At 71.5% G+C, this 19,128-nt stretch carries 15 protein-coding genes; 11 read left to right on the forward strand and 4 right to left on the reverse strand.

Annotated elements, in window-relative coordinates:
- Nucleotides 1–84 precede the first annotated feature (84 nt).
- Both OG715_RS29835 and OG715_RS29840 read right to left on the reverse strand, forming a co-directional pair.
- Nucleotides 85–546, reverse strand: a complete 462-nt coding sequence (locus OG715_RS29835; protein WP_107084186.1) for an indole-3-glycerol phosphate synthase — start codon at nt 544–546, stop codon at nt 85–87.
- Nucleotides 547–687: 141 nt separating this feature from the next.
- On the reverse strand, nt 688–1,455 hold the full coding sequence (locus OG715_RS29840; protein WP_266274190.1) for a pyrimidine reductase family protein: 768 nt from the start codon (nt 1,453–1,455) through the stop codon (nt 688–690).
- Between the two features lie 101 nt (nt 1,456–1,556).
- Between OG715_RS29840 and zapE the strand changes: the two genes are divergently transcribed.
- From zapE to OG715_RS29860, 4 genes are all read left to right on the forward strand, one after another.
- Nucleotides 1,557–2,594 (forward strand): cell division protein ZapE, encoded by a 1,038-nt coding sequence (gene zapE, locus OG715_RS29845; RefSeq protein ID WP_407661137.1) that lies wholly within the window; start codon nt 1,557–1,559, stop codon nt 2,592–2,594.
- Nucleotides 2,595–2,630: 36 nt separating this feature from the next.
- A complete protein-coding gene (gene uvrB / locus OG715_RS29850; RefSeq protein ID WP_266274188.1) occupies nt 2,631–4,733 on the forward strand; it encodes an excinuclease ABC subunit UvrB in 2,103 nt (700 codons plus the stop codon).
- Between the two features lie 468 nt (nt 4,734–5,201).
- Nucleotides 5,202–5,783 (forward strand): TerD family protein, encoded by a 582-nt coding sequence (locus tag OG715_RS29855; protein WP_266274187.1) that lies wholly within the window; start codon nt 5,202–5,204, stop codon nt 5,781–5,783.
- A gap of 224 nt (nt 5,784–6,007) precedes the next feature.
- A complete protein-coding gene (locus OG715_RS29860; RefSeq protein ID WP_266274186.1) occupies nt 6,008–7,018 on the forward strand; it encodes a TerC family protein in 1,011 nt (336 codons plus the stop codon).
- 76 nt (nt 7,019–7,094) lie between these two features.
- Here the strand turns inward: OG715_RS29860 and OG715_RS29865 are convergent, their stop codons facing one another.
- Both OG715_RS29865 and OG715_RS29870 read right to left on the reverse strand, forming a co-directional pair.
- Nucleotides 7,095–7,748: an MBL fold metallo-hydrolase gene (locus tag OG715_RS29865; RefSeq protein ID WP_266274185.1), complete on the reverse strand. Its 654-nt coding sequence runs from the start codon at nt 7,746–7,748 to the stop codon at nt 7,095–7,097.
- A gap of 57 nt (nt 7,749–7,805) precedes the next feature.
- A complete protein-coding gene (locus OG715_RS29870; RefSeq protein WP_266274184.1) occupies nt 7,806–8,591 on the reverse strand; it encodes a maleylpyruvate isomerase family mycothiol-dependent enzyme in 786 nt (261 codons plus the stop codon).
- A 268-nt stretch (nt 8,592–8,859) separates the two neighbouring features.
- On the opposite strand from OG715_RS29870, the gene uvrA reads away from it, so the two are divergent.
- From uvrA to gap, 7 genes are all read left to right on the forward strand, one after another.
- Entirely contained in the window at nt 8,860–11,772 is a 2,913-nt protein-coding gene (gene uvrA, locus OG715_RS29875) for an excinuclease ABC subunit UvrA (protein ID WP_266274183.1), read from the forward strand.
- Between the two features lie 125 nt (nt 11,773–11,897).
- The gene (locus tag OG715_RS29880; RefSeq protein WP_266274182.1) at nt 11,898–12,332 is read left to right on the forward strand and encodes a Rieske (2Fe-2S) protein; all 435 of its coding nucleotides are present in this window, start codon (nt 11,898–11,900) and stop codon (nt 12,330–12,332) included.
- Nucleotides 12,333–12,383: 51 nt separating this feature from the next.
- Nucleotides 12,384–14,474, forward strand: a complete 2,091-nt coding sequence (gene uvrC / locus OG715_RS29885; RefSeq protein ID WP_266274181.1) for an excinuclease ABC subunit UvrC — start codon at nt 12,384–12,386, stop codon at nt 14,472–14,474.
- Nucleotides 14,475–14,592: 118 nt separating this feature from the next.
- The gene (gene rapZ, locus OG715_RS29890) at nt 14,593–15,504 is read left to right on the forward strand and encodes an RNase adapter RapZ (RefSeq protein WP_266274180.1); all 912 of its coding nucleotides are present in this window, start codon (nt 14,593–14,595) and stop codon (nt 15,502–15,504) included.
- A 66-nt stretch (nt 15,505–15,570) separates the two neighbouring features.
- Nucleotides 15,571–16,701, forward strand: coding sequence for a gluconeogenesis factor YvcK family protein (locus OG715_RS29895; RefSeq protein WP_380308051.1), 1,131 nt, complete (start codon nt 15,571–15,573; stop codon nt 16,699–16,701).
- Nucleotides 16,692–17,672: a DNA-binding protein WhiA gene (gene whiA, locus OG715_RS29900; RefSeq protein WP_030394969.1), complete on the forward strand. Its 981-nt coding sequence runs from the start codon at nt 16,692–16,694 to the stop codon at nt 17,670–17,672. Before OG715_RS29895 ends, whiA begins: the two co-directional genes overlap by 10 nt.
- A gap of 334 nt (nt 17,673–18,006) precedes the next feature.
- Nucleotides 18,007–19,011, forward strand: coding sequence for a type I glyceraldehyde-3-phosphate dehydrogenase (gene gap, locus OG715_RS29905; protein ID WP_266274178.1), 1,005 nt, complete (start codon nt 18,007–18,009; stop codon nt 19,009–19,011).
- Nucleotides 19,012–19,128: the final 117 nt, after the last annotated feature.

Here is a 19,128-nt window from a genome sequence, read left to right on the forward strand (position 1 = left end):
GGCCGGGGCGCGCCGGACCGCAAGGACGATTCTGCACCACGACGGCGTCCGGACCCCGCCCCGCCCGACGCGGGGAGGCCGGGGTCAGGAGTCGCTGGCGAACAGCCGCAGCACCGGGACGCCCACCTTGTGGCGGGCCTGGGAGGCCCAGTCGCGGTGGAAGAACTCCTCCACGAAGTGCGGGGACGTGAGCACCACCACCTCGTCGGCCCGGTGCTCCTCCACCACGGCGCGCAGCCGGTCCAGCGGCTTCTCCTCGACCAGTTCGCCGACCGCCTCGGCGCCGGCCTCGCGCAGGTGGCGCAGGCTGTGCTCCAGCGACTCGGTGGCGACCGTGGGCCCGCTCTCGGACTCGTCGTGCTCGTGCACCACCTTGTCGAGGTGGCCGAGGGCGACGTCGTCCAGCGCCCGCAGCAGCTCGTCCTGCTTGCCGCGCGGCTGCATCAGGACGACGAAGGACACCTTCTCCTCGCTGTGCAGCGTGGTGACGAGCTCCACGTCGGCGTCGGAGAGCGCCTTTTCGATCATCAGTACCGTCTTGAACACGTGAGTCCCTTCCAGACACCGGCCCCCGGGCCCCGGCTTCGCATCCCATACTGCCCGGCGGAAGCTTTCCGCACGCTGCTCACCCGGCACACGGGCCACGCGGAGGAAGTCCCGGAAGGGAGCGGGATCACGGTGCGGAGGTCACGGGGTCGGCGGACGCAGGTAACGGGTGAAGAGGAATCCTTTCTGCTCGATCAATGAGACCAGCCGCATCCGTCGCACGTCAGGCATTTCCGCATCGTGGATGATGCGCGGCGCGTCGCCGCCGGTGATCAGCGGGGCCAGCGACAGGCAGAGCTCGTCCAGCAGGTCCGCGGCGGCCAGCTGCCCCAGCAGCCGGGGGCCGCCCTCGGTCAGCAGCCGGGTCCAGCCCCGGTCCGCCAGCGCCGCGACCGCCGCCCGCAGGTCCACCGAACCCCGTCCGACCGCGATCACGTCGGCCACCTCGGCCACCGCGTCCAGGCTGTGCGCCGGAGCGTCCTCGGTGGTGACCACCACGGTGCGCACCAGCGGCTCGGTGAACAGCGGCGACGCGAGGTCCAGGCCCAGTGAGCGGCTGACGACCGCGATCACCGGGGCCGGCGCCTGCCCGGCCGCCCGGCGCGCCCCGGCGAACCCGGCCGGCGCCGCGGCCGGCCCGTACCCCTCCGCCCGCACCGTCTCGGCGCCCACCAGCACCACGTCCGACAGCGCCCGCAGCACCCCGAAGATCTGCTTGTCGGCCGGGCTCGACAGGCCCTCCGAGAGCCCGTCCAGCCGGGCCCCGCCGTCCAGACCGGCCACCATGTTGGCGCGCAGCCACGGGCGGCCGTGATTCACCTGCCCGGGGTACGCGTACACGGCGGCGAGCGCCTCCGACGACTCCGGATCCTCGAACGCCGCACCCGGCGGACCGATCAGCTGCTGCATGCCTCCAGTCTCGCAGCGGCCGGGGTCGGAGTCCGCGCCGAGCGGGCGTACCCTTGACCACCGTGTCCGCACCCTCCCGCCCCGCCACCGCGACCGAGCCCATAGCCGGCGCCATCGGTTCGCCGATCGCCCTCACCGACCGCCGTCCGGTCGTGCCCGCCGAGCGCCTGGTCGCCGAGATGGTGCCGCCGCCGCGCTTCTCCGACGTGAGCTTCGGGACGTACCTCCCGGACCCGGGCCAGCCCAGCCAGTACGAGGCCGTGCAGGTCCTGGAGCAGTTCGCGGGCGCGCTCAACGGCGCGAACGGCACCGCGCCCAAGCGCGGCTGGTTCCGCCGCGCCGCCCCGGCCCCGGCCGGCCCGGCGGGCATCTACCTCGACGGCGGCTACGGCGTCGGCAAGACCCACCTGCTCGCCTCGCTCTGGCACGCCGTCCCCGGCCCCAAGGCCTTCGGCACCTTCGTCGAGCTGACCAACCTGGTCGGCGCGCTCGGCTTCCAGCAGGCCGTGCGGACCCTGTCCGACCACCGCCTGCTGTGCATCGACGAGTTCGAGCTGGACGACCCGGGCGACACCGTCCTGGTCTCCACCCTGCTCGGCCGCCTGGTCGAGAACGGCGTCAAGCTGTGCGCCACCTCGAACACCCTGCCGGAGAAGCTGGGCGAGGGCCGGTTCGCCGCCGCCGACTTCCTGCGCGAGATCCAGGGCCTGTCGGCGCACTTCCGCCCGATGCGGATCGACGGCCAGGACTACCGCCACCGCGGCCTGCCCGACGCCCCGCCGCCGTACCGGGACGACGAGGTCGACGCCGTCGCCGCCCGCACCCCCGGCGCCTCCCTGGACGACTTCGACACCCTGCTCGCCCACCTCCCCGCCGTCCACCCCAGCCGCTACGGCGCGCTCCTGGACGACGTCACCGCCGTCTGCCTGCGCGGCGTCCGCCAGGTCGACGACCAGTCCACCGCCCTGCGCCTGGTCGTCCTCGCCGACCGCATGTACGACCGCGAACTCCCCATCACCGCCTCCGGCCTCCCCTTCGACCAGGTCTTCCCCGAGGAGATGCTCCGCGGCGGCTACCGCAAGAAGTACCTCCGCGCCGTCTCCCGCCTCGTCGCCCTCGCCCGGGACAGCGCCGAGTAGTCCGCGGTTGTCGGTGGTGGGTCGTACGGTGGTGGCGTGCGACCCATCACGAGTATTGAGCGGTCAGTGGCGCCCTTCGAGGTCGTCAGTCCCTACCAGCCCAACGGTGACCAGCCGGCGGCGATCGCCGAGCTGGAGCGGCGGATCCGCGGCGGGGAGAAGGACGTCGTCCTGCTCGGTGCCACCGGTACCGGCAAGTCGGCCACCACGGCCTGGATGATCGAGAAGCTGCAGCGGCCCACCCTGGTGATGGCGCCGAACAAGACGCTGGCGGCGCAGCTGGCGAACGAGTTCCGCGAGCTGCTGCCCAACAACGCGGTCGAGTACTTCGTCTCGTACTACGACTACTACCAGCCCGAGGCGTACGTCCCGCAGACGGACACCTACATCGAGAAGGACTCCTCGATCAACGAGGAGGTCGAGCGGCTGCGCCACTCGGCGACCAACTCGCTGCTCACCCGCCGGGACGTGGTCGTGGTCGCGTCGGTGTCCTGCATCTACGGCCTCGGCACCCCGCAGGAGTACGTGGACCGGATGGTGCGGCTGAAGGTCGGCGAGGAGATCGACCGGGACGTGCTGCTGCGCCGCTTCGTCGACATCCAGTACACCCGCAACGACCTGGCCTTCAGCCGCGGCACCTTCCGGGTCCGGGGCGACACCATCGAGATCTTCCCGGTCTACGAGGAGCTGGCCGTCCGGATCGAGATGTTCGGCGACGAGATCGAGGCGCTGTACACGCTGCACCCGCTCACCGGCGAGATCATCAGCCAGGACGACTCCGTGCACGTCTTCCCGGCCTCGCACTACGTGGCCGGTCCGGAGCGGATGGAGCGCGCGGTCACCGACATCGAGAAGGAGCTGGAGCAGACCCTCGCCAGGATGGAGAAGCAGGGCAAGCTGCTGGAGGCCCAGCGGCTGCGCATGCGCACCACCTACGACCTGGAGATGCTGCGCCAGATCGGCACCTGCTCCGGGGTCGAGAACTACTCGATGCACTTCGACGGCCGCGAGCCCGGCTCCCCGCCGAACACCCTGCTCGACTACTTCCCGGAGGACTTCCTCCTGGTCATCGACGAGTCGCACGTCACCGTGCCGCAGATCGGCGCCATGTACGAGGGCGACGCCTCGCGCAAGCGGACCCTGGTCGAGCACGGGTTCCGGCTGCCCTCGGCGATGGACAACCGCCCGCTGAAGTGGGAGGAGTTCCTGGAGCGGATCGGCCAGACCGTCTACCTGTCGGCGACCCCGGGGAAGTTCGAGCTCTCCCGGGGCGACAGCCCGGTCGAGCAGATCATCCGTCCGACCGGCCTGATCGACCCCGAGGTGATCGTCAAGCCGACCGAGGGCCAGATCGACGACCTGGTGCACGAGGTCCGCAAGCGGGTGGAGAGGAACGAGCGGGTCCTCGTCACCACGCTCACCAAGAAGATGTCCGAGGACCTCACCGACTACATGCTCGGCCTGGACATCCGGGTCCGGTACCTGCACAGCGACATCGACACGCTGCGCCGGGTCGAGCTGCTGCGCGAGCTGCGGGCCGGCGAGTACGACGTGCTGGTGGGCATCAACCTGCTCCGTGAGGGCCTGGACCTGCCCGAGGTGTCGCTGGTGGCGATCCTGGACGCGGACAAGGAGGGCTTCCTGCGCTCCGGCACCTCGCTGATCCAGACCATCGGCCGCGCGGCCCGCAACGTCTCCGGCCAGGTCCACATGTACGCGGACCGGATCACCCCGGCGATGGAGAAGGCCATCGACGAGACCAACCGCCGCCGGGAGGTCCAGCAGGCGTACAACAAGAAGCACGGGATCGACCCGCAGCCGCTGCGCAAGAAGATCGGCGACATCCTGGACACCCTCGCCCGGGAGGACGTGGACACCGACGAGCTGCTGTCCACCGGGTACCGCGCGCCCGGCGGCAAGGGGGCCAAGGGCAAGGCGCCGGTGCCGGCCCTGGGCGCCGACCGCAAGCCGGCGAAGTCGATGCCGGCCGCCGAGCTGGCGGAGCTGATCCAGTCGATGACCGACCGGATGCACGCCGCCGCGACCGACCTCCAGTTCGAGGTGGCGGCCCGGCTGCGCGACGAGGTCAAGGAGCTGAAGCGGGAGCTCCGGCAGATGCGCGAGGCCGGTATCGCGTAGCACCGGCCCCGACTGCCCGCCGGGCGTGGCCGGTTCTCTGCCCGGCCGCGCCCGCCGGTGCGTCGTCGCCCCGGCGAGGGGGTACACGGCGGGAAAGGCGTTCGAGGGCAGGGCTCAGGCCCTGTCTCTTGGATTTTGTCGGATCAGGCCGCGGCGTTGGGGTGCGTGCATCGCAAGGCGGAGGAGGGAGCCACTGCGGTGGGGGCACCTCCCGGCCGGAGGCTGGGGGCCATTGGCGACCGACGACAACGCGGCGTGGGGGTACCCCCGGCCGAAGGCTGGGGGAGTGCGTGCCCCGGCGTCGAGGCCCCGGCAAGGATCCAAGAGACAGGGCCTAGGCTGGCCTGCGGTGCCGTCCTTGTCGGGCGGCCGGTAAAGAGGGGGCCTCAGCCGGGGGACGGCAACGGGGTGTTCCACCGTGGAGCCGGCGCGGGGATCCCGTGCGGCCGGGCAGAGAGGACAACCGCCGTGTCGGTGAACCTGGCCAAGGGGCAGCGGGTCAGCCTGCAGAAGGGCCCGGGGGAGACGCTGACCGTGGTCCGGATGGGCCTGGGCTGGCGGGCGGCGCCCCGGCGGGGCCTGTTCGGCAGCCGGACGCGACAGATCGACCTGGACGCCTCGGCGCTGCTGTACGCCGAGCGGACCCCGTCCGACGTGGTCTTCTTCCAGCACCTGGAGAGCTCCGACGGTTCGGTCCGGCACACCGGGGACAACCTGGTCGGCGGCTCCGGGGCGGGGGAGGACGACGAGGCGATCCTGGTGGACCTGGCGCACGTGCCGCCGCACATCACCCAGGTGGTGTTCACGGTCAGCTCCTACACCGGGCAGACCTTCGCCGAGGTGCAGAACGCGCACTGCCGGCTGGTGGACGAGTCGACCGGGCTGGAGCTGGCCCGCTACGACCTGACCGGCGGCGGTCCGCACACCGGGCAGATCATGGCGAAGGTGTTCCGGGACGGTGCCGGGGGCTGGGAGATGCAGGCGATCGGGGCCCCGGCGAAGGGCCGCTCCTTCCAGGACCTGCTGCCGGCCATCGAGCCGTACCTCTGACCGTTCCCCTGACGGTTCTTTACCTTCTTTACCTTTCCTTGGGAGTGCTGTTACCCTTCTTGCAGCGGAGGGGAGTATTCCCTCGCAGTCGTCCCCGTCATCACGGGTGCCCGTCGCGGCATCCCGGGGCGCTGGTCCACGGTCGCGCAGCCGCGCGTCCGACGGGCGGAAGAGACCTCCGGCAGTGACGATGACTGTCTCGCCTACCTGCCGGAGGAGCAGTAGTGGACGTTTCCGTAAGTTTGTGGGTCGGCACGATCGTGGTGCTCGTGGCACTGGTCGTGGCCGATTTCTTCATCGGTGGTCGCAAGCCGCACGAGGTCTCGATCAAGGAAGCCGGCATCTGGACCACGGTCTGGGTCGTGCTGGCGGCGATCTTCGGCGGTTTCCTCTGGTGGCACTCCGGCGCGACGCCGGCCGGTGAGTTCTTCGCCGGCTACATCACCGAGAAGTCGCTCAGTGTCGACAACCTGTTCGTCTTCATCCTGATCATGGGCAAGTTCGCGGTGCCGAGGATCTACCAGCAGCGCGTGCTGATGTTCGGTGTGATCATCGCCCTGGTGCTGCGCGCGGTCTTCATCGCCGGCGGTGCCGCGCTGGTCGCCCAGTTCTCCTGGGTGTTCTTCATCTTCGGCGGCTTCCTGATCTGGACGGCCTGGAAGCTGATCAAGGAGGCGCGGGCCGACGAGGAGGACGAGGAGTTCGAGGAGAACCGCCTGCTCAAGTCGATCGAGCAGCGCTTCCCGTCGACCGACAAGTACCACGGCACCAAGCTCTTCATCCGGGAGAACGGCCGCCGGCTGATGACCCCGATGCTGATCGTCATGATCGCGATCGGCACCACCGACGTCCTGTTCGCGCTGGACTCGATCCCGGCGATCTTCGGCCTGACCCAGGACCCGTACATCGTCTTCACCGCCAACGCCTTCGCGCTGATGGGCCTGCGCCAGCTGTACTTCCTGATCGGCGGCCTGCTGAAGAAGCTGGTCCACCTGTCGTACGGCCTGTCGATCATCCTGGGCTTCATCGGGGTGAAGCTGGTGCTGCACGCGCTGCACGAGCAGGGTGTGCACGTGCCGGAGATCGGCATCCCGTTCTCGCTGGGCTTCATCGTGGTGGTGCTCGCCGTCACCACCGTGACCAGCCTGATGGCCTCCAAGAAGGCCGCCCTGGCCGAGCAGGCCGAGCAGGGCGGACAGGGTGGACAGGGCGAGCCGGAGAAGCTGGACGCCTGACGCACCCCCTCCCCGAGAACCGGGCGGGCCCGCGACCGAGCAGTGGTCGCGGGCCCGCCCTTTCGGCTGTCGGCGACTACCAGCCGCGCTCGCGCCACTCCGCGAGGTGCGGGCGCTCCGCCCCGAGGGTGGTGTCGTCGCCGTGGCCGGGGTAGACCCAGGCCTCGTCCGGCAGCGCGTCGAAGATCTTCCCGGTGACGTCCCGGAACAGGCTCGCGAAGGCGTCCTTGTCGCCCCAGGTATTGCCGATGCCGCCCGGGAAGAGGCAGTCGCCGGTGAACACGTGCTGGTGGCCCACCGGGTCGTCGTAGACCAGCACGATCGCGCCGGGGGTGTGGCCGACCAGGTGCCGGACGGCCAGCTCGCAGCGGCCCACCGCGAGGGTGTCGCCGTCCGCGAGCGGCAGCGCGGTGGGGACGCCGATGCCCTCGGCGTCGTGCTCGCCCGCCGCGGTGCGCGCGCCGGTGGCGGCGACCACCTCGGCCAGCGCCCCCCAGTGGTCCTGGTGGCGGTGGGTGGTGACCACGGTGGCCAGCCGCTCGCCGACCGTCTCCAGCAGCACCGGCGCCTCGGCCGCCGCGTCGATCAGCAGCTGCTCGTCGGTGTCGCGGCAGCGCAGCAGATAGGCGTTGTTGTCGTGGGGGCCGACCGCCACCTTGGTGATGATCAGGTGCGCCAGCTCGCGCACGTCCGGCGGCCCGCCGACCTTGACCGCTCCGTGGTACGTCATACGTCCGCTCCTTGTCGGGCTACAGGGTCAGGGTCATCCTCGCGCCTGCGAGGGGGCTCAGCCCAACGGGGGGAGGACCGGCAGGTCGGTGCCGGGGGTGCGGCGCAGCCCGGCGCCGTCGGACCGGCCGGAGAGCCAGGCGAGCAGGGCGCGGACGGGGCCCCCGACGGTCAGCGCGGGGGCGCCGGTGCCGATCACGGCGCGTGCGTCGGTGTCCTCGGCCAGCAGCTCGACGGCGGGCAGCCCGGCGCCGGCCGGCCCGGCCAGCTTCGCGGCGAGCTGCCGGAACTCGACGGTGGCGAACTCCTCCGGCCAGTGCGCGGGGGTGTAGCCGGCGTCCAGGTCGACGTGGTGGTACTCGACCTCGGCCAGCCGCCGCCACGGGAGCTCCGCGGCCGGGAAGAGGATGCCGCTGCGGTGCTTGACCTCCGCGGCCCAGGCCCCGTCCGGCAGCAGGGCGGCGGCCGCTCCGAAGCGGGCGTGGGAGGTGCGCAGGTCGGCGAGCTGCTCGTCCACCGGGCGGGGCGCGCCCTCCTCGATGTCGCGGTCACGGGCCTCCTGGCTCGGGTACTGCGGGATGTCGGTGCCGGTGCGGGCGCCGTCCAGCAGGTTGACCAGGGAGTCGGCGTTGCGGGCGAGGTGGGTGAGCACGTGGCCGCGGGTCCAGCCGGGCAGCGCGGAGGGCCCGGCGACGGCCTCCGCCCCGATCCCGGCGACGGTCCGCAGCAGCAGGCGGGTGCTCTCCTCGACCTCGGCCAGGCGCCGGGCGGCGACGGCGGGCAGGGAGGCGGTGGCGGGCTCGGTCTGCGGCTCGGTCTGAGGGTCGGTCTGCGCGTCGGTCATCGATTCGGCCTTCGGTGGGAGACGGCGCGTTGCCCCGAGGGGGCTTCGCTCGTTGACCAGGTGACGCTACCGCCGTTGTCCGCCTCCGAGCAGGGGCTTTTCGGTCCGCGCGTCAAGACTCCGCGCGCCGTCCTCACTCGTTCGGGTGGACCCGGCTGGACGAGCTCGATAATCGAACGCGTGAGCTAGTAGGCTGGCTGCCGCATCCTGGTAGAAGTACACCCCTCGAAATCCAGCCCTCTCGCCCCGGAGAAAGGCGCCAGAAGCAGTGGCCGACCGCCTCATCGTGCGCGGTGCTCGCGAGCACAACCTCAAGAACGTCTCGCTCGACCTGCCCCGCGACTCCCTCATCGTCTTCACGGGCCTCTCCGGGTCCGGCAAGTCCTCGCTGGCCTTCGACACCATCTTCGCGGAGGGCCAGCGCCGCTACGTCGAGTCGCTGTCCTCCTACGCCCGGCAGTTCCTGGGCCAGATGGACAAGCCCGACGTCGACTTCATCGAGGGCCTCTCCCCGGCCGTCTCGATCGACCAGAAGTCCACCAACCGCAACCCCCGCTCGACCGTCGGCACCATCACCGAGGTCTACGACTACCTGCGGCTGCTGTTCGCCCGGATCGGCAAGCCGCACTGCCCGCACTGCGGCCGCCCGATCGCCAAGCAGTCCCCGCAGGCCATCGTCGACAAGGTGCTGGAGCTCGCCGAGGGCACCCGCTTCCAGGTCCTCAGCCCGGTGGTGCGCGAGCGCAAGGGCGAGTTCGCCGACCTCTTCGCCGACCTCCAGTCCAAGGGCTACGCCCGGGCCCGGGTGGACGGCGAGACGGTCCAGCTCGCCGAGCCGCCGAAGCTGAAGAAGCAGGAGAAGCACACCGTCGAGGTGGTCGTCGACCGCCTCACCGTCAAGGACAGCGCCAAGCGCCGGCTGACCGACTCGGTGGAGACGGCCCTGCGGCTGAGCGGCGGCATGGTCGTGCTCGACTTCGTCGACCTCCCGGAGGACGACCCCGAGCGCGAGCGGATGTACTCCGAGCACCTCTACTGCCCGTACGACGACGTGTCGTTCGAGGAGCTGGAGCCGCGCTCGTTCTCCTTCAACTCGCCGTTCGGCGCCTGCCCGGACTGCTCCGGCCTCGGCAACCGGATGGAGGTGGACCCGGAGCTGGTGGTGCCCGACGACGAGCGCTCGCTGGACGAGGGCGCCATCCACCCCTGGTCCGGCGGCCACACCAAGGAGTACTTCCAGCGGCTGATCGACGCCCTCTCCGGCGAGCTGGGCTTCCGCACCGACATCCCCTGGGCCGGGCTCCCGGCCCGCGCCAAGAAGGCGCTGCTGTACGGCCACAAGCACCAGGTCGAGGTCCGCTACCGCAACCGCTACGGGCGCGACCGCTCCTACACCACCGGCTTCGAGGGCGCGGTGCCCTTCATCCAGCGCCGCCACACGGAGGCCGAGAGCGACTCCAGCCGCGAGCGCTTCGAGGGCTACATGCGCGAGGTGCCCTGCCCGACCTGCCAGGGCAGCCGGCTCAAGCCGGTGGTGCTGGCGGTCACCGTCGAGGGCCGCTCGATCGCGGACGTCTCCTCGATGTCGATCAGCGACTGCTCCGACTTCCTCGGCGCGATGAAGCTGAACGCCCGGGACAAGCAGATCGCCGAGCGGGTCCTCAAGGAGGTCAACGAGCGGCTGCGGTTCCTGGTCGACGTCGGCCTGGACTACCTCTCGCTGGACCGCGCGGCCGGCACTCTCTCCGGCGGCGAGGCCCAGCGGATCCGGCTCGCCACCCAGATCGGCTCCGGCCTGGTCGGCGTGCTCTACGTGCTGGACGAGCCGTCCATCGGCCTGCACCAGCGCGACAACCACCGGCTGATCGAGACCCTGGTCCGGCTGCGCGACATCGGCAACACCCTGATCGTCGTCGAGCACGACGAAGACACCATCAAGATGGCCGACTGGGTGGTCGACATCGGCCCCGGCGCCGGCGAGCACGGCGGCAAGGTGGTGCACTCCGGCTCGCTGAAGCAGCTGCTCGCCAACAAGGAGTCCCTGACCGGCCAGTACCTGTCCGGCAAGCGGAGCATCCCGATCCCGGCCGCCCGCCGCGCCCGGGACAAGAAGCGCCAGCTCACCGTGCACGGCGCCCGCGAGCACAACCTCAAGGACGTCACGGTCGGCTTCCCGCTCGGCACCTTCACCGCGATCACCGGTGTCTCCGGCTCGGGCAAGTCCACCCTGGTCAACGACATCCTCTACACCCACCTCGCCCGGGAGCTGAACGGCGCCCGCACGGTGCCCGGCCGGCACACCCGGATCACCGGCACCGACCTGGTGGACAAGGTGGTGCACGTCGACCAGTCGCCGATCGGCCGCACCCCGCGCTCCAACCCGGCCACCTACACCGGCGTCTTCGACCACGTCCGGCGGCTGTTCGCGGAGACCCAGGAGGCCAAGGTCCGCGGCTACCTGCCCGGCCGCTTCTCGTTCAACGTCAAGGGCGGCCGCTGCGAGAACTGCTCCGGCGACGGCACCATCAAGATCGAGATGAACTTCCTGCCGGACGTCTACGTCCCGTGCGAGGTCTGCCACGGCGCCCGCTACAACCGGGAGACGCTGGAGGTCCACTACAAGGGCCGCTCCATCGCCGAGGTGCTGGACATGCCGATCGAGGAGGCACTCGACTTCTTCGAGGCCGTCCCGGCGATCGCCCGGCACCTGCGCACGCTCAACGACGTCGGCCTCGGCTACGTCCGGCTCGGCCAGTCCGCGCCGACCCTCTCCGGCGGCGAGGCCCAGCGGGTGAAGCTCGCCTCCGAGCTGCAGAAGCGCTCCACCGGCCGGACGGTCTACGTGCTGGACGAGCCCACCACCGGCCTCCACTTCGAGGACATCAGCAAGCTGATCAAGGTCCTCTCCGGCCTGGTGGACAAGGGCAACACGGTCATCGTCATCGAGCACAACCTCGACGTCATCAAGACCGCGGACTGGATCGTCGACATGGGCCCCGAGGGCGGCTCCGGCGGCGGCAGCGTGGTCGCCGAGGGCACCCCCGAGGAGATCGCGGCCGTCTCCGAGAGCCACACCGGCAAGTTCCTCCGGGACATCCTGCCGGCCGGCTTCGAGGAGGCCCCGGCCGCGCCCGTCAAGGCCAAGGCCCCCCGCAAGCGCGCCGCGGCGGCGCGCAAGTAGCGGACGCCCGCCCCCGCCCGCCCCCGGCACCCCGGGGGCGGGCGGAGGCGCGCCGCATAGAATTCCGGGCGGCCCGCAGCCGCGAAGCCGCCGCCGAACGCCGCCGCCGAACCAGGAGCACCCTCATGTCCGAGGCCCCCGAGAGCCCCACCCCCTCCCGCCGCACCCTGCTCTGCGGGGCAGCGGCCGTTCTCGCCGCCGGCGGCACCGTCGCCGTCACCGGCTGCTCCTCGACGTCCTCCGGCTCCGACTCCGCCGCCAAGACCCCGGTCGACCTCGGCCCGGCCTCCGGCGTCCCGGTCGGCGGCGGCACCGTGTTCCGCGAGAAGAAGATCGTCGTCACCCAGCCCGCCGAGGGCCAGTACAAGGCGTTCAGCGCCAAGTGCACCCACGCCGGCTGCATCGTCGACCAGGTCAAGAACCAGAAGATCCAATGCCCCTGTCACGGCAGCCTGTTCGGCATCGCCGACGGCGCCGTGCTGGACGGCCCGGCCCCGACCCCGCTGCCCGCGTACGACGTGGCGGTCGAGGGCGGCAACCTCAAGGTGACCCCGCGCTGAAGCAGTTGATCTCCCGCACGCGCCCCCGGCCCGAGTCGGTACGGTGGACCCATGGCTGACCCGTCCACCTACCGTCCGGCGCCGGGTGCGATCCCGACCTCGCCCGGTGTCTACAAGTTCCGCGACGCCCACGGGCGGGTCATCTACGTGGGCAAGGCCAAGAGCCTCCGGCCCCGGCTGTCCTCCTACTTCCAGGACCTCGCCGGGCTGCACCCGCGCACCGCCACCATGGTCACCACCGCCGCCTCGGTGGAGTGGACCGTCGTCGCCACCGAGGTCGAGGCGCTCCAGCTGGAGTACTCCTGGATCAAGGAGTTCGACCCCCGGTTCAACGTCAAGTACCGGGACGACAAGAGCTATCCGGAGCTCGCGGTCACCCTCAACGAGGAGTTCCCGCGGGTCCAGGTGATGCGCGGCTCGCACCGCAAGGGCGTGCGCTACTTCGGCCCCTACGGCCACGCCTGGGCGATCCGCGAGACCGTCGACCTGCTGCTGCGTGTCTTCCCCGTCCGCACCTGCTCCAACGGCGTCTTCAAGCGCGCCGCGCAGGTCGGCCGCCCCTGCCTGCTCGGCTACATCGGCAAGTGCGCCGCACCCTGCGTGGGCCGGATCACGCCCGAGGACCACCGGGCGCTGGCCGAGGACTTCTGCGACTTCATGGCCGGGCGCACCGGCAACTACCTGCGCCGGCTGGAGACCGAGATGCAGGAGGCCGCCGCCGACCTGGAGTACGAGAAGGCCGCCCGGCTGCGCGACGACATCGGCGCCCTCAAGCGGGCCATGGAGAAGAACGCCATCGTCCTCGCCGACGCCACCGACGCCGACCTGCTGGCCGTCGCCGAGGACGAACTGGAGGCCGCCGTCCAGATCTTCCACGTCCGCGGCGGCCGGGTCCGGGGCCAGCGCGGCTGGATCACCGACAAGGTCGAGGACGTCGACACCGCCGGCCTGGTCGAGCACGCCCTCCAGCAGCTCTACGGCGGCGTCGGCGGCGGCGCCGAGGACCGCGGCGAGGCCGTCCCGCGCGAGGTGCTCGTCCCCGCGCTGCCCGACCCGGCCGAGCCGGTGCGGGAGTGGCTCGGCGGCCTGCGCGGCGCCCAGGTCGACCTGCGCATCCCGCAGCGCGGCGACAAGAAGGACCTCATGGCCACCGTGCAGCGCAACGCCCAACAGGCGCTCGCGCTGCACAAGACCAAGCGCGCCTCCGACCTCACCACCCGCAGCCGCGCCCTGCAGGAGATCACCGACGCCCTGGAGCTGGACAGCGTCCCGCTGCGGATCGAGTGCTTCGACATCTCCCACCTCCAGGGCGAGGACGTGGTCGCCTCGATGGTGGTCTTCGAGGACGGCCTGGCCCGCAAGAGCGAGTACCGCCGCTTCGAGATCAAGGGCTTCGAGGGCCAGGACGACGTCCGCTCGATGCACGAGGTGATCAGCCGCAGGTTCCGCCGCTACCTCCAGGAGCGCGAGCGCACCGGCGAGTGGGCCGTCCCCGAGGAGGGCCCGGAGGACGCCGCCGAGGCCGCCGCGGACGGCACCGGCACCGCCGTGGACGGCACCGGCACCCGGGCCGAGGACGGCCGCCCCCGGCGCTTCGCCTACCCCCCGCAGCTGCTGGTCGTCGACGGCGGGCAGCCGCAGGTCGCCGCCGCCCGGCGGGCCCTGGACGAACTCGGCATCGACGACGTCGCGCTGTGCGGCCTGGCCAAGCGCCTGGAGGAGGTCTGGCTGCCCGGCGAGGACGACCCGGTGGTGCTCCCGCGCAGCAGCGAGGGCCTCTACCTGCTCCAGCGGGTCCGCGACGAGGCCCACCGCTTCGCCATCGGCTACCAGCGCGGCAAGCGTTCCAAGCGACTCACCGCCGGAGAGCTGGACTCCGTCCCCGGCCTCGGCGAGACTCGCCGTCAGGCGCTGCTCAAGCACTTCGGCTCGCTCAAGAAGCTCCGAGCGGCCACCGTCGACGAACTCTGCGCGGTCCCCGGCATCGGCCGGCGGACGGCGGAGACCGTTGCGGCGGCGTTGTCGTCCCGTACACCTGCCGCACCAGCGGTGAACACCGCCACGGGCGAGATCATCGAGGACGGCGCCGACGAGCCGGCGCCCGCGGCGCCCGAGACCGCACCCATCCAGGAGACGCCATGACGGCCGACGCCGCCCGTCAGCCGGCGTGCCCCGCGCCCACTCGTCCGAGTGAGACCGGGAAGCATGCCCGCGCGACGCGCGTTCTCCACAGCAGAACCACCGAGAGCGGGGAACCGAAGTGACCGTGTCCGATTACGGGGGCACCGCCCGGCCGGAGGCCGGCGGCGAGAACACCCCGGAGCTGGTGATCATCTCCGGCATGTCCGGGGCGGGCCGCTCCACCGCCGCCAAGTGCCTGGAGGACCTGGGCTGGTTCGTCGTCGACAACCTGCCGCCGGCCCTCATCCCGACCATGGTCGACCTCGGAGCCCGCTCCCAGGGCAACGTCGCCCGGATCGGCGCCGTCGTGGACGTCCGGGGCCGGCAGTTCTTCGACGACCTGCTGACCTCGCTGGACGAGCTGGAGAAGCGCGGCGTGCGGCTGCGCGTCGTCTTCCTCGACTCCTCCGACGACGCCCTGGTCCGCCGCTTCGAGAGCGTGCGCCGTCCGCACCCGCTCCAGGGCGACGGCCGGATCGTCGACGGCATCGCCCAGGAGCGCGAGCTGCTGCGCGAGCTCCGCGGCGAGGCCGACCTGGTGATCGACACCTCCAACCTCAACGTCCACCAGCTGCGCGCCAAGCTCGACGCCCAGTTCGCCGACCACGACGAGCCCGAGCTGCGCGCCACCGTGATGTCCTTCGGCTTCAAGTACGGCCTGCCGGTCGACGCCGACCTCGTGGTGGACTGCCGCTTCCTGCCGAACCCGCACTGGGTGCCCGAGCTGCGCGCCAGGACCGGCACCGACGCGGACGTCGCCGACTACGTGTTCCAGCAGCCCGGGGCCAACGAGTTCCTCAACGGCTACGCCGAGCTGCTGCGCATTGTCACCGAGGGCTATCGCCGCGAGGGGAAGCGTTACATGACCCTTGCCGTAGGCTGCACCGGTGGCAAGCACCGCAGTGTCGCGATGTCCGAGCGGCTGACGAAGCGTCTGATCTCGGACGGCGTGGAAACGGTGCTCGTCCACCGTGACATGGGACGGGAGTAGCCGCCGCACCCCCTGCCGGGCCGCCGGCGGAGGTCGGCGGCCCGGCAAGAGGAACGCGAGGTAGGTGTGACGGGATACGTGCCCGGGCGGCAGCTGCAGAACAAGACCGCCGACCGGAGCGGGAGCACGGTCAGGTCCATCCTGACCGGCCGGTCCCGCACCGGGGCGGCCCGCACCGGCCCGGCCCGTCCCCACCAGGCGCCCAGGAGCAGTCAGGCCCCGCGGATCACCGCGCTCGGCGGCGGCCAGGGCCTGTCGGCCTCGCTCTCCGCGCTGCGCCGGCTCACCACCGACCTCACCGCAGTGGTGACCGTCGCCGACGACGGCGGCTCCAGCGGCCGGCTCCGCGAGGAGCTCGGGGTGCTGCCCCCCGGCGACCTCCGCAAGGCGCTCGCCGCGCTCTGCGGCGACGACGACTGGGGCCGCACCTGGTCCGAGGTGATCCAGCAGCGCTTCACCGGCACCGGCGAGCTCGGCGGCCACGCGGTCGGCAATCTGCTGATCGTCGCGCTCTGGGAGAAGCTCGGGGACCCGGTGGCGGCCCTGGACTGGGTCGGCCGGCTGCTCAACGTCCAGGGCCGGGTGCTGCCGATGTCGGCGGTCCCGCTGGACATCGAGGCGATAGTCCGGGGGCACGACCCGGCCTTCCCCACCGAGCTGGGCGCCGTCCGCGGCCAGGCCAGCGTGGCGGTCACTCCCGGCACCGTGCAGTCCGTCCGGCTCGTCCCGGACGAGCCGCCCGCCGTGCCGGAGGCGGTCACCGCGGTGCGGGAGGCGGACTGGGTGGTGCTCGGCCCCGGATCCTGGTTCACCAGCGTGCTGCCGCACCTGCTGGTGCCCGAGCTGGTCAAGGCCCTGGTGGAGACCCGCGCCCGCCGCCTGCTCACGCTGAACCTCGCCCCGCAGCCCGGCGAGACCGAGGGCTTCACCCCGCAGCGTCATCTGGACGTCATCGCCGACCACGCCCCCGCACTCGCGGTGGATGCGATCCTGGTGGACGAGCGCGCCGTCACCGGCGGCGCCTTCGGCCAGGCCGACCTGGCCGGCCTGGAAAAGGCCGCCGAGCGCATGGGCGCCGCACTGGTGCTCGGACGGGTCGCCCGTACCGACGGCACGCCGCGACACGACCCGGAGCTCTTGGCCGCCGCGTACGACCGGATTTTCCGGACACATGGAAGGATCGGGCCATGGCGATGACTCCAGCGGTGAAGGACGAAATCAGCCGGCTCCCGGTCACCCGGGCCTGCTGCCGCAAAGCGGAGGTGTCGGCGATCCTGCGTTTCGCGGGCGGGCTGCACATCGTGAGCGGCCGCATCGTGATCGAGGCGGAGCTCGACACCGGAGCCGCCGCCCGGCGCCTGCGCAAGGACCTGCTGGAGATCTTCGGACACTCCTCGGACCTGGTCGTGATGGCCCCCGGCGGCCTGCGGCGCGGCAGCCGCTACGTGGTCCGGGTGGTCAAGGACGGCGAGCTGCTCGCCCGCCAGACCGGGCTGGTCGACGGCCGCGGTCGCCCGATCCGGGGTCTGCCCCCGGCCGTCGTCTCCGGCGCCACCTGCGACGCCGAGGCGGCCTGGCGCGGCGCCTTCCTGGCCCACGGCTCGCTCACCGAGCCCGGCCGCTCGTCCTCGCTGGAGATCACCTGCCCCGGTTCGGAGGCCGCCCTCGCCCTGGTCGGCGCCGCCCGCCGGCTCGGCATCCCCGCCAAGGCCCGCGAGGTGCGCGGCGTGGACCGGGTGGTGATCCGCGACGGCGACGCGATCGGCGCGCTGCTCACCCGCCTCGGCGCGCACGAGTCGGTGCTGGCCTGGGAGGAGCGCCGGATGCGGCGCGAGGTGCGGGCCACCGCCAACCGGCTCGCCAACTTCGACGACGCCAACCTGCGCCGCTCGGCCCGGGCCGCGGTCGCGGCCGGCGCCCGGGTGGCCCGCGCGCTGGAGATCCTCGGCGAGGAGGTGCCCGAGCACCTGGCCGCCGCGGGCCAGCTGCGGATGCAGCACAAGCAGGCCTCGCTGGAGGAGCTGGGCGCGCTCGCCGACCCGCCGCTGACCAAGGACGCGGTGGCCGGCCGGATCCGCCGACTGCTGGCGATGGCCGACAAGCGCGCCTCCGAGCTCGGGCTGCCGAGCACCGAGGCCAATCTCACCGACGAGATGGCGCTCAGCTGACGCCTCCCGCCGACCGGGTCCGGCCGGGGTCTTGACGATCGCACCCGGAGATGATCCACGCGCCGGTGTCCGCCATGCGGGCACCGGCGCTGTCGTGTCCGGGGACAGGGACGGGCCGTCGCCGGGGGCCTTCGCGAGGGTCGGGACCAACTGCCCGGACGGGCAAGGCCGGACGGCCCGAAACCAGTGGGAACACGCGCCACGCCAGGGGTTGCGCAATCGCCTGATGTGCTCCACCCGGCCTCGGAGGGGTAGGGTCATAGGCGGTCGGGGACATCCCAAAATTCCACCCCGTCGGCATAGCGTCCGGCGTACCTAACGAGGAGATCGGTTCGTGACGATCCGGGTAGGCATCAACGGATTCGGCCGCATCGGCCGCAACTTCTTCCGTGCGGTTAAGTCCCAGGGCGCGGACATCGAGATCGTCGGCGTCAATGACCTGACCGACACCAAGACCCTGGCGCACCTGCTCAAGTACGACTCGATCCTGGGCACCTTCCCGGGCGAGGTGTCCCACACCGCGGACAGCATCACCGTCGACGGCACGACCTTCAAGGTCATCGCCGAGCGCGACCCGGCCAACCTCCCCTGGGGCGAGCTGGGTGTCGACATCGTCATCGAGTCGACCGGTATCTTCACCAAGGCCGAGGCTGCGAAGAAGCACGTCACGGCCGGCGCGAAGAAGGTCATCATCTCGGCGCCCGCCACCGACGAGGACATCACCATCGTCATGGGCGTCAACGACGAGAAGTACGACGCCGCCAAGCACACCGTCATCTCCAACGCCTCCTGCACCACCAACTGTGTGGCGCCGCTGGCCAAGGTGCTGAACGAGAACTTCGGCATCGTCAAGGGTCTGATGACCACGGTGCACGCGTACACCAACGACCAGGTCACCCTGGACTTCCCGCACAAGGACCTGCGTCGCGCCCGCGCCGCGGCCCTCAACATCATCCCGACCTCGACGGGTGCCGCCAAGGCCACCGCCCTGGTCCTCCCGGAGCTCAAGGGCAAGCTGGACGGCACCTCGCTGCGCGTCCCGGTCCCGACCGGCTCGATCACCGACCTGGTGGTCACCCTGGAGCGCGACGTCACCGTCGCGGAGGTCAACGAGGCTTTCCAGAAGGCCTCCGAGACCACCCTCAAGGGCATCCTGCAGTACACCGAGGACCCGATCGTCTCCTCCGACATCGTGAACTCGCCGTTCTCCACGATCTTCGACTCGCTGATGACCATGGTCCAGGGCAACCAGGTCAAGGTCTTCGGCTGGTACGACAACGAGTGGGGCTACTCGAACCGCCTCGTCAACCTGACCACCCTCGTCGGTGCCGGGATCTGACGCAGCGGGAGCTGACGTGAAGTAGGGGGGAGGGCCCGGAAGGCATGTGCGAAGCCGACCGGGCCCTCCGTCTGCGCACCCTCAACTCCCCTTTGACGGCCCGCTGTTGTGCCGTCG

Origin of the sequence: Kitasatospora purpeofusca, from assembly GCF_036010405.1 — a bacterium.
Classification (GTDB): Bacteria; Actinomycetota; Actinomycetes; order Streptomycetales; family Streptomycetaceae; genus Kitasatospora; species Kitasatospora purpeofusca.

What these genes read in the sequence shown, in the direction of transcription:
- OG715_RS29840 (WP_266274190.1), bottom strand. Translation starts at nt 1,455, where the DNA reads ATGCAGCAGCTGATCGGTCCGCCGGGTGCGGCGTTCGAGGATCCGGAG.
- whiA (WP_030394969.1), top strand. Translation starts at nt 16,692, where the DNA reads ATGGCGATGACTCCAGCGGTGAAGGACGAAATCAGCCGGCTCCCGGTC.
- OG715_RS29880 (WP_266274182.1), top strand. Translation starts at nt 11,898, where the DNA reads ATGTCCGAGGCCCCCGAGAGCCCCACCCCCTCCCGCCGCACCCTGCTC.
- OG715_RS29865 (WP_266274185.1), bottom strand. Translation starts at nt 7,748, where the DNA reads ATGACGTACCACGGAGCGGTCAAGGTCGGCGGGCCGCCGGACGTGCGC.
- OG715_RS29870 (WP_266274184.1), bottom strand. Translation starts at nt 8,591, where the DNA reads ATGACCGACGCGCAGACCGACCCTCAGACCGAGCCGCAGACCGAGCCC.
- uvrC (WP_266274181.1), top strand. Translation starts at nt 12,384, where the DNA reads ATGGCTGACCCGTCCACCTACCGTCCGGCGCCGGGTGCGATCCCGACC.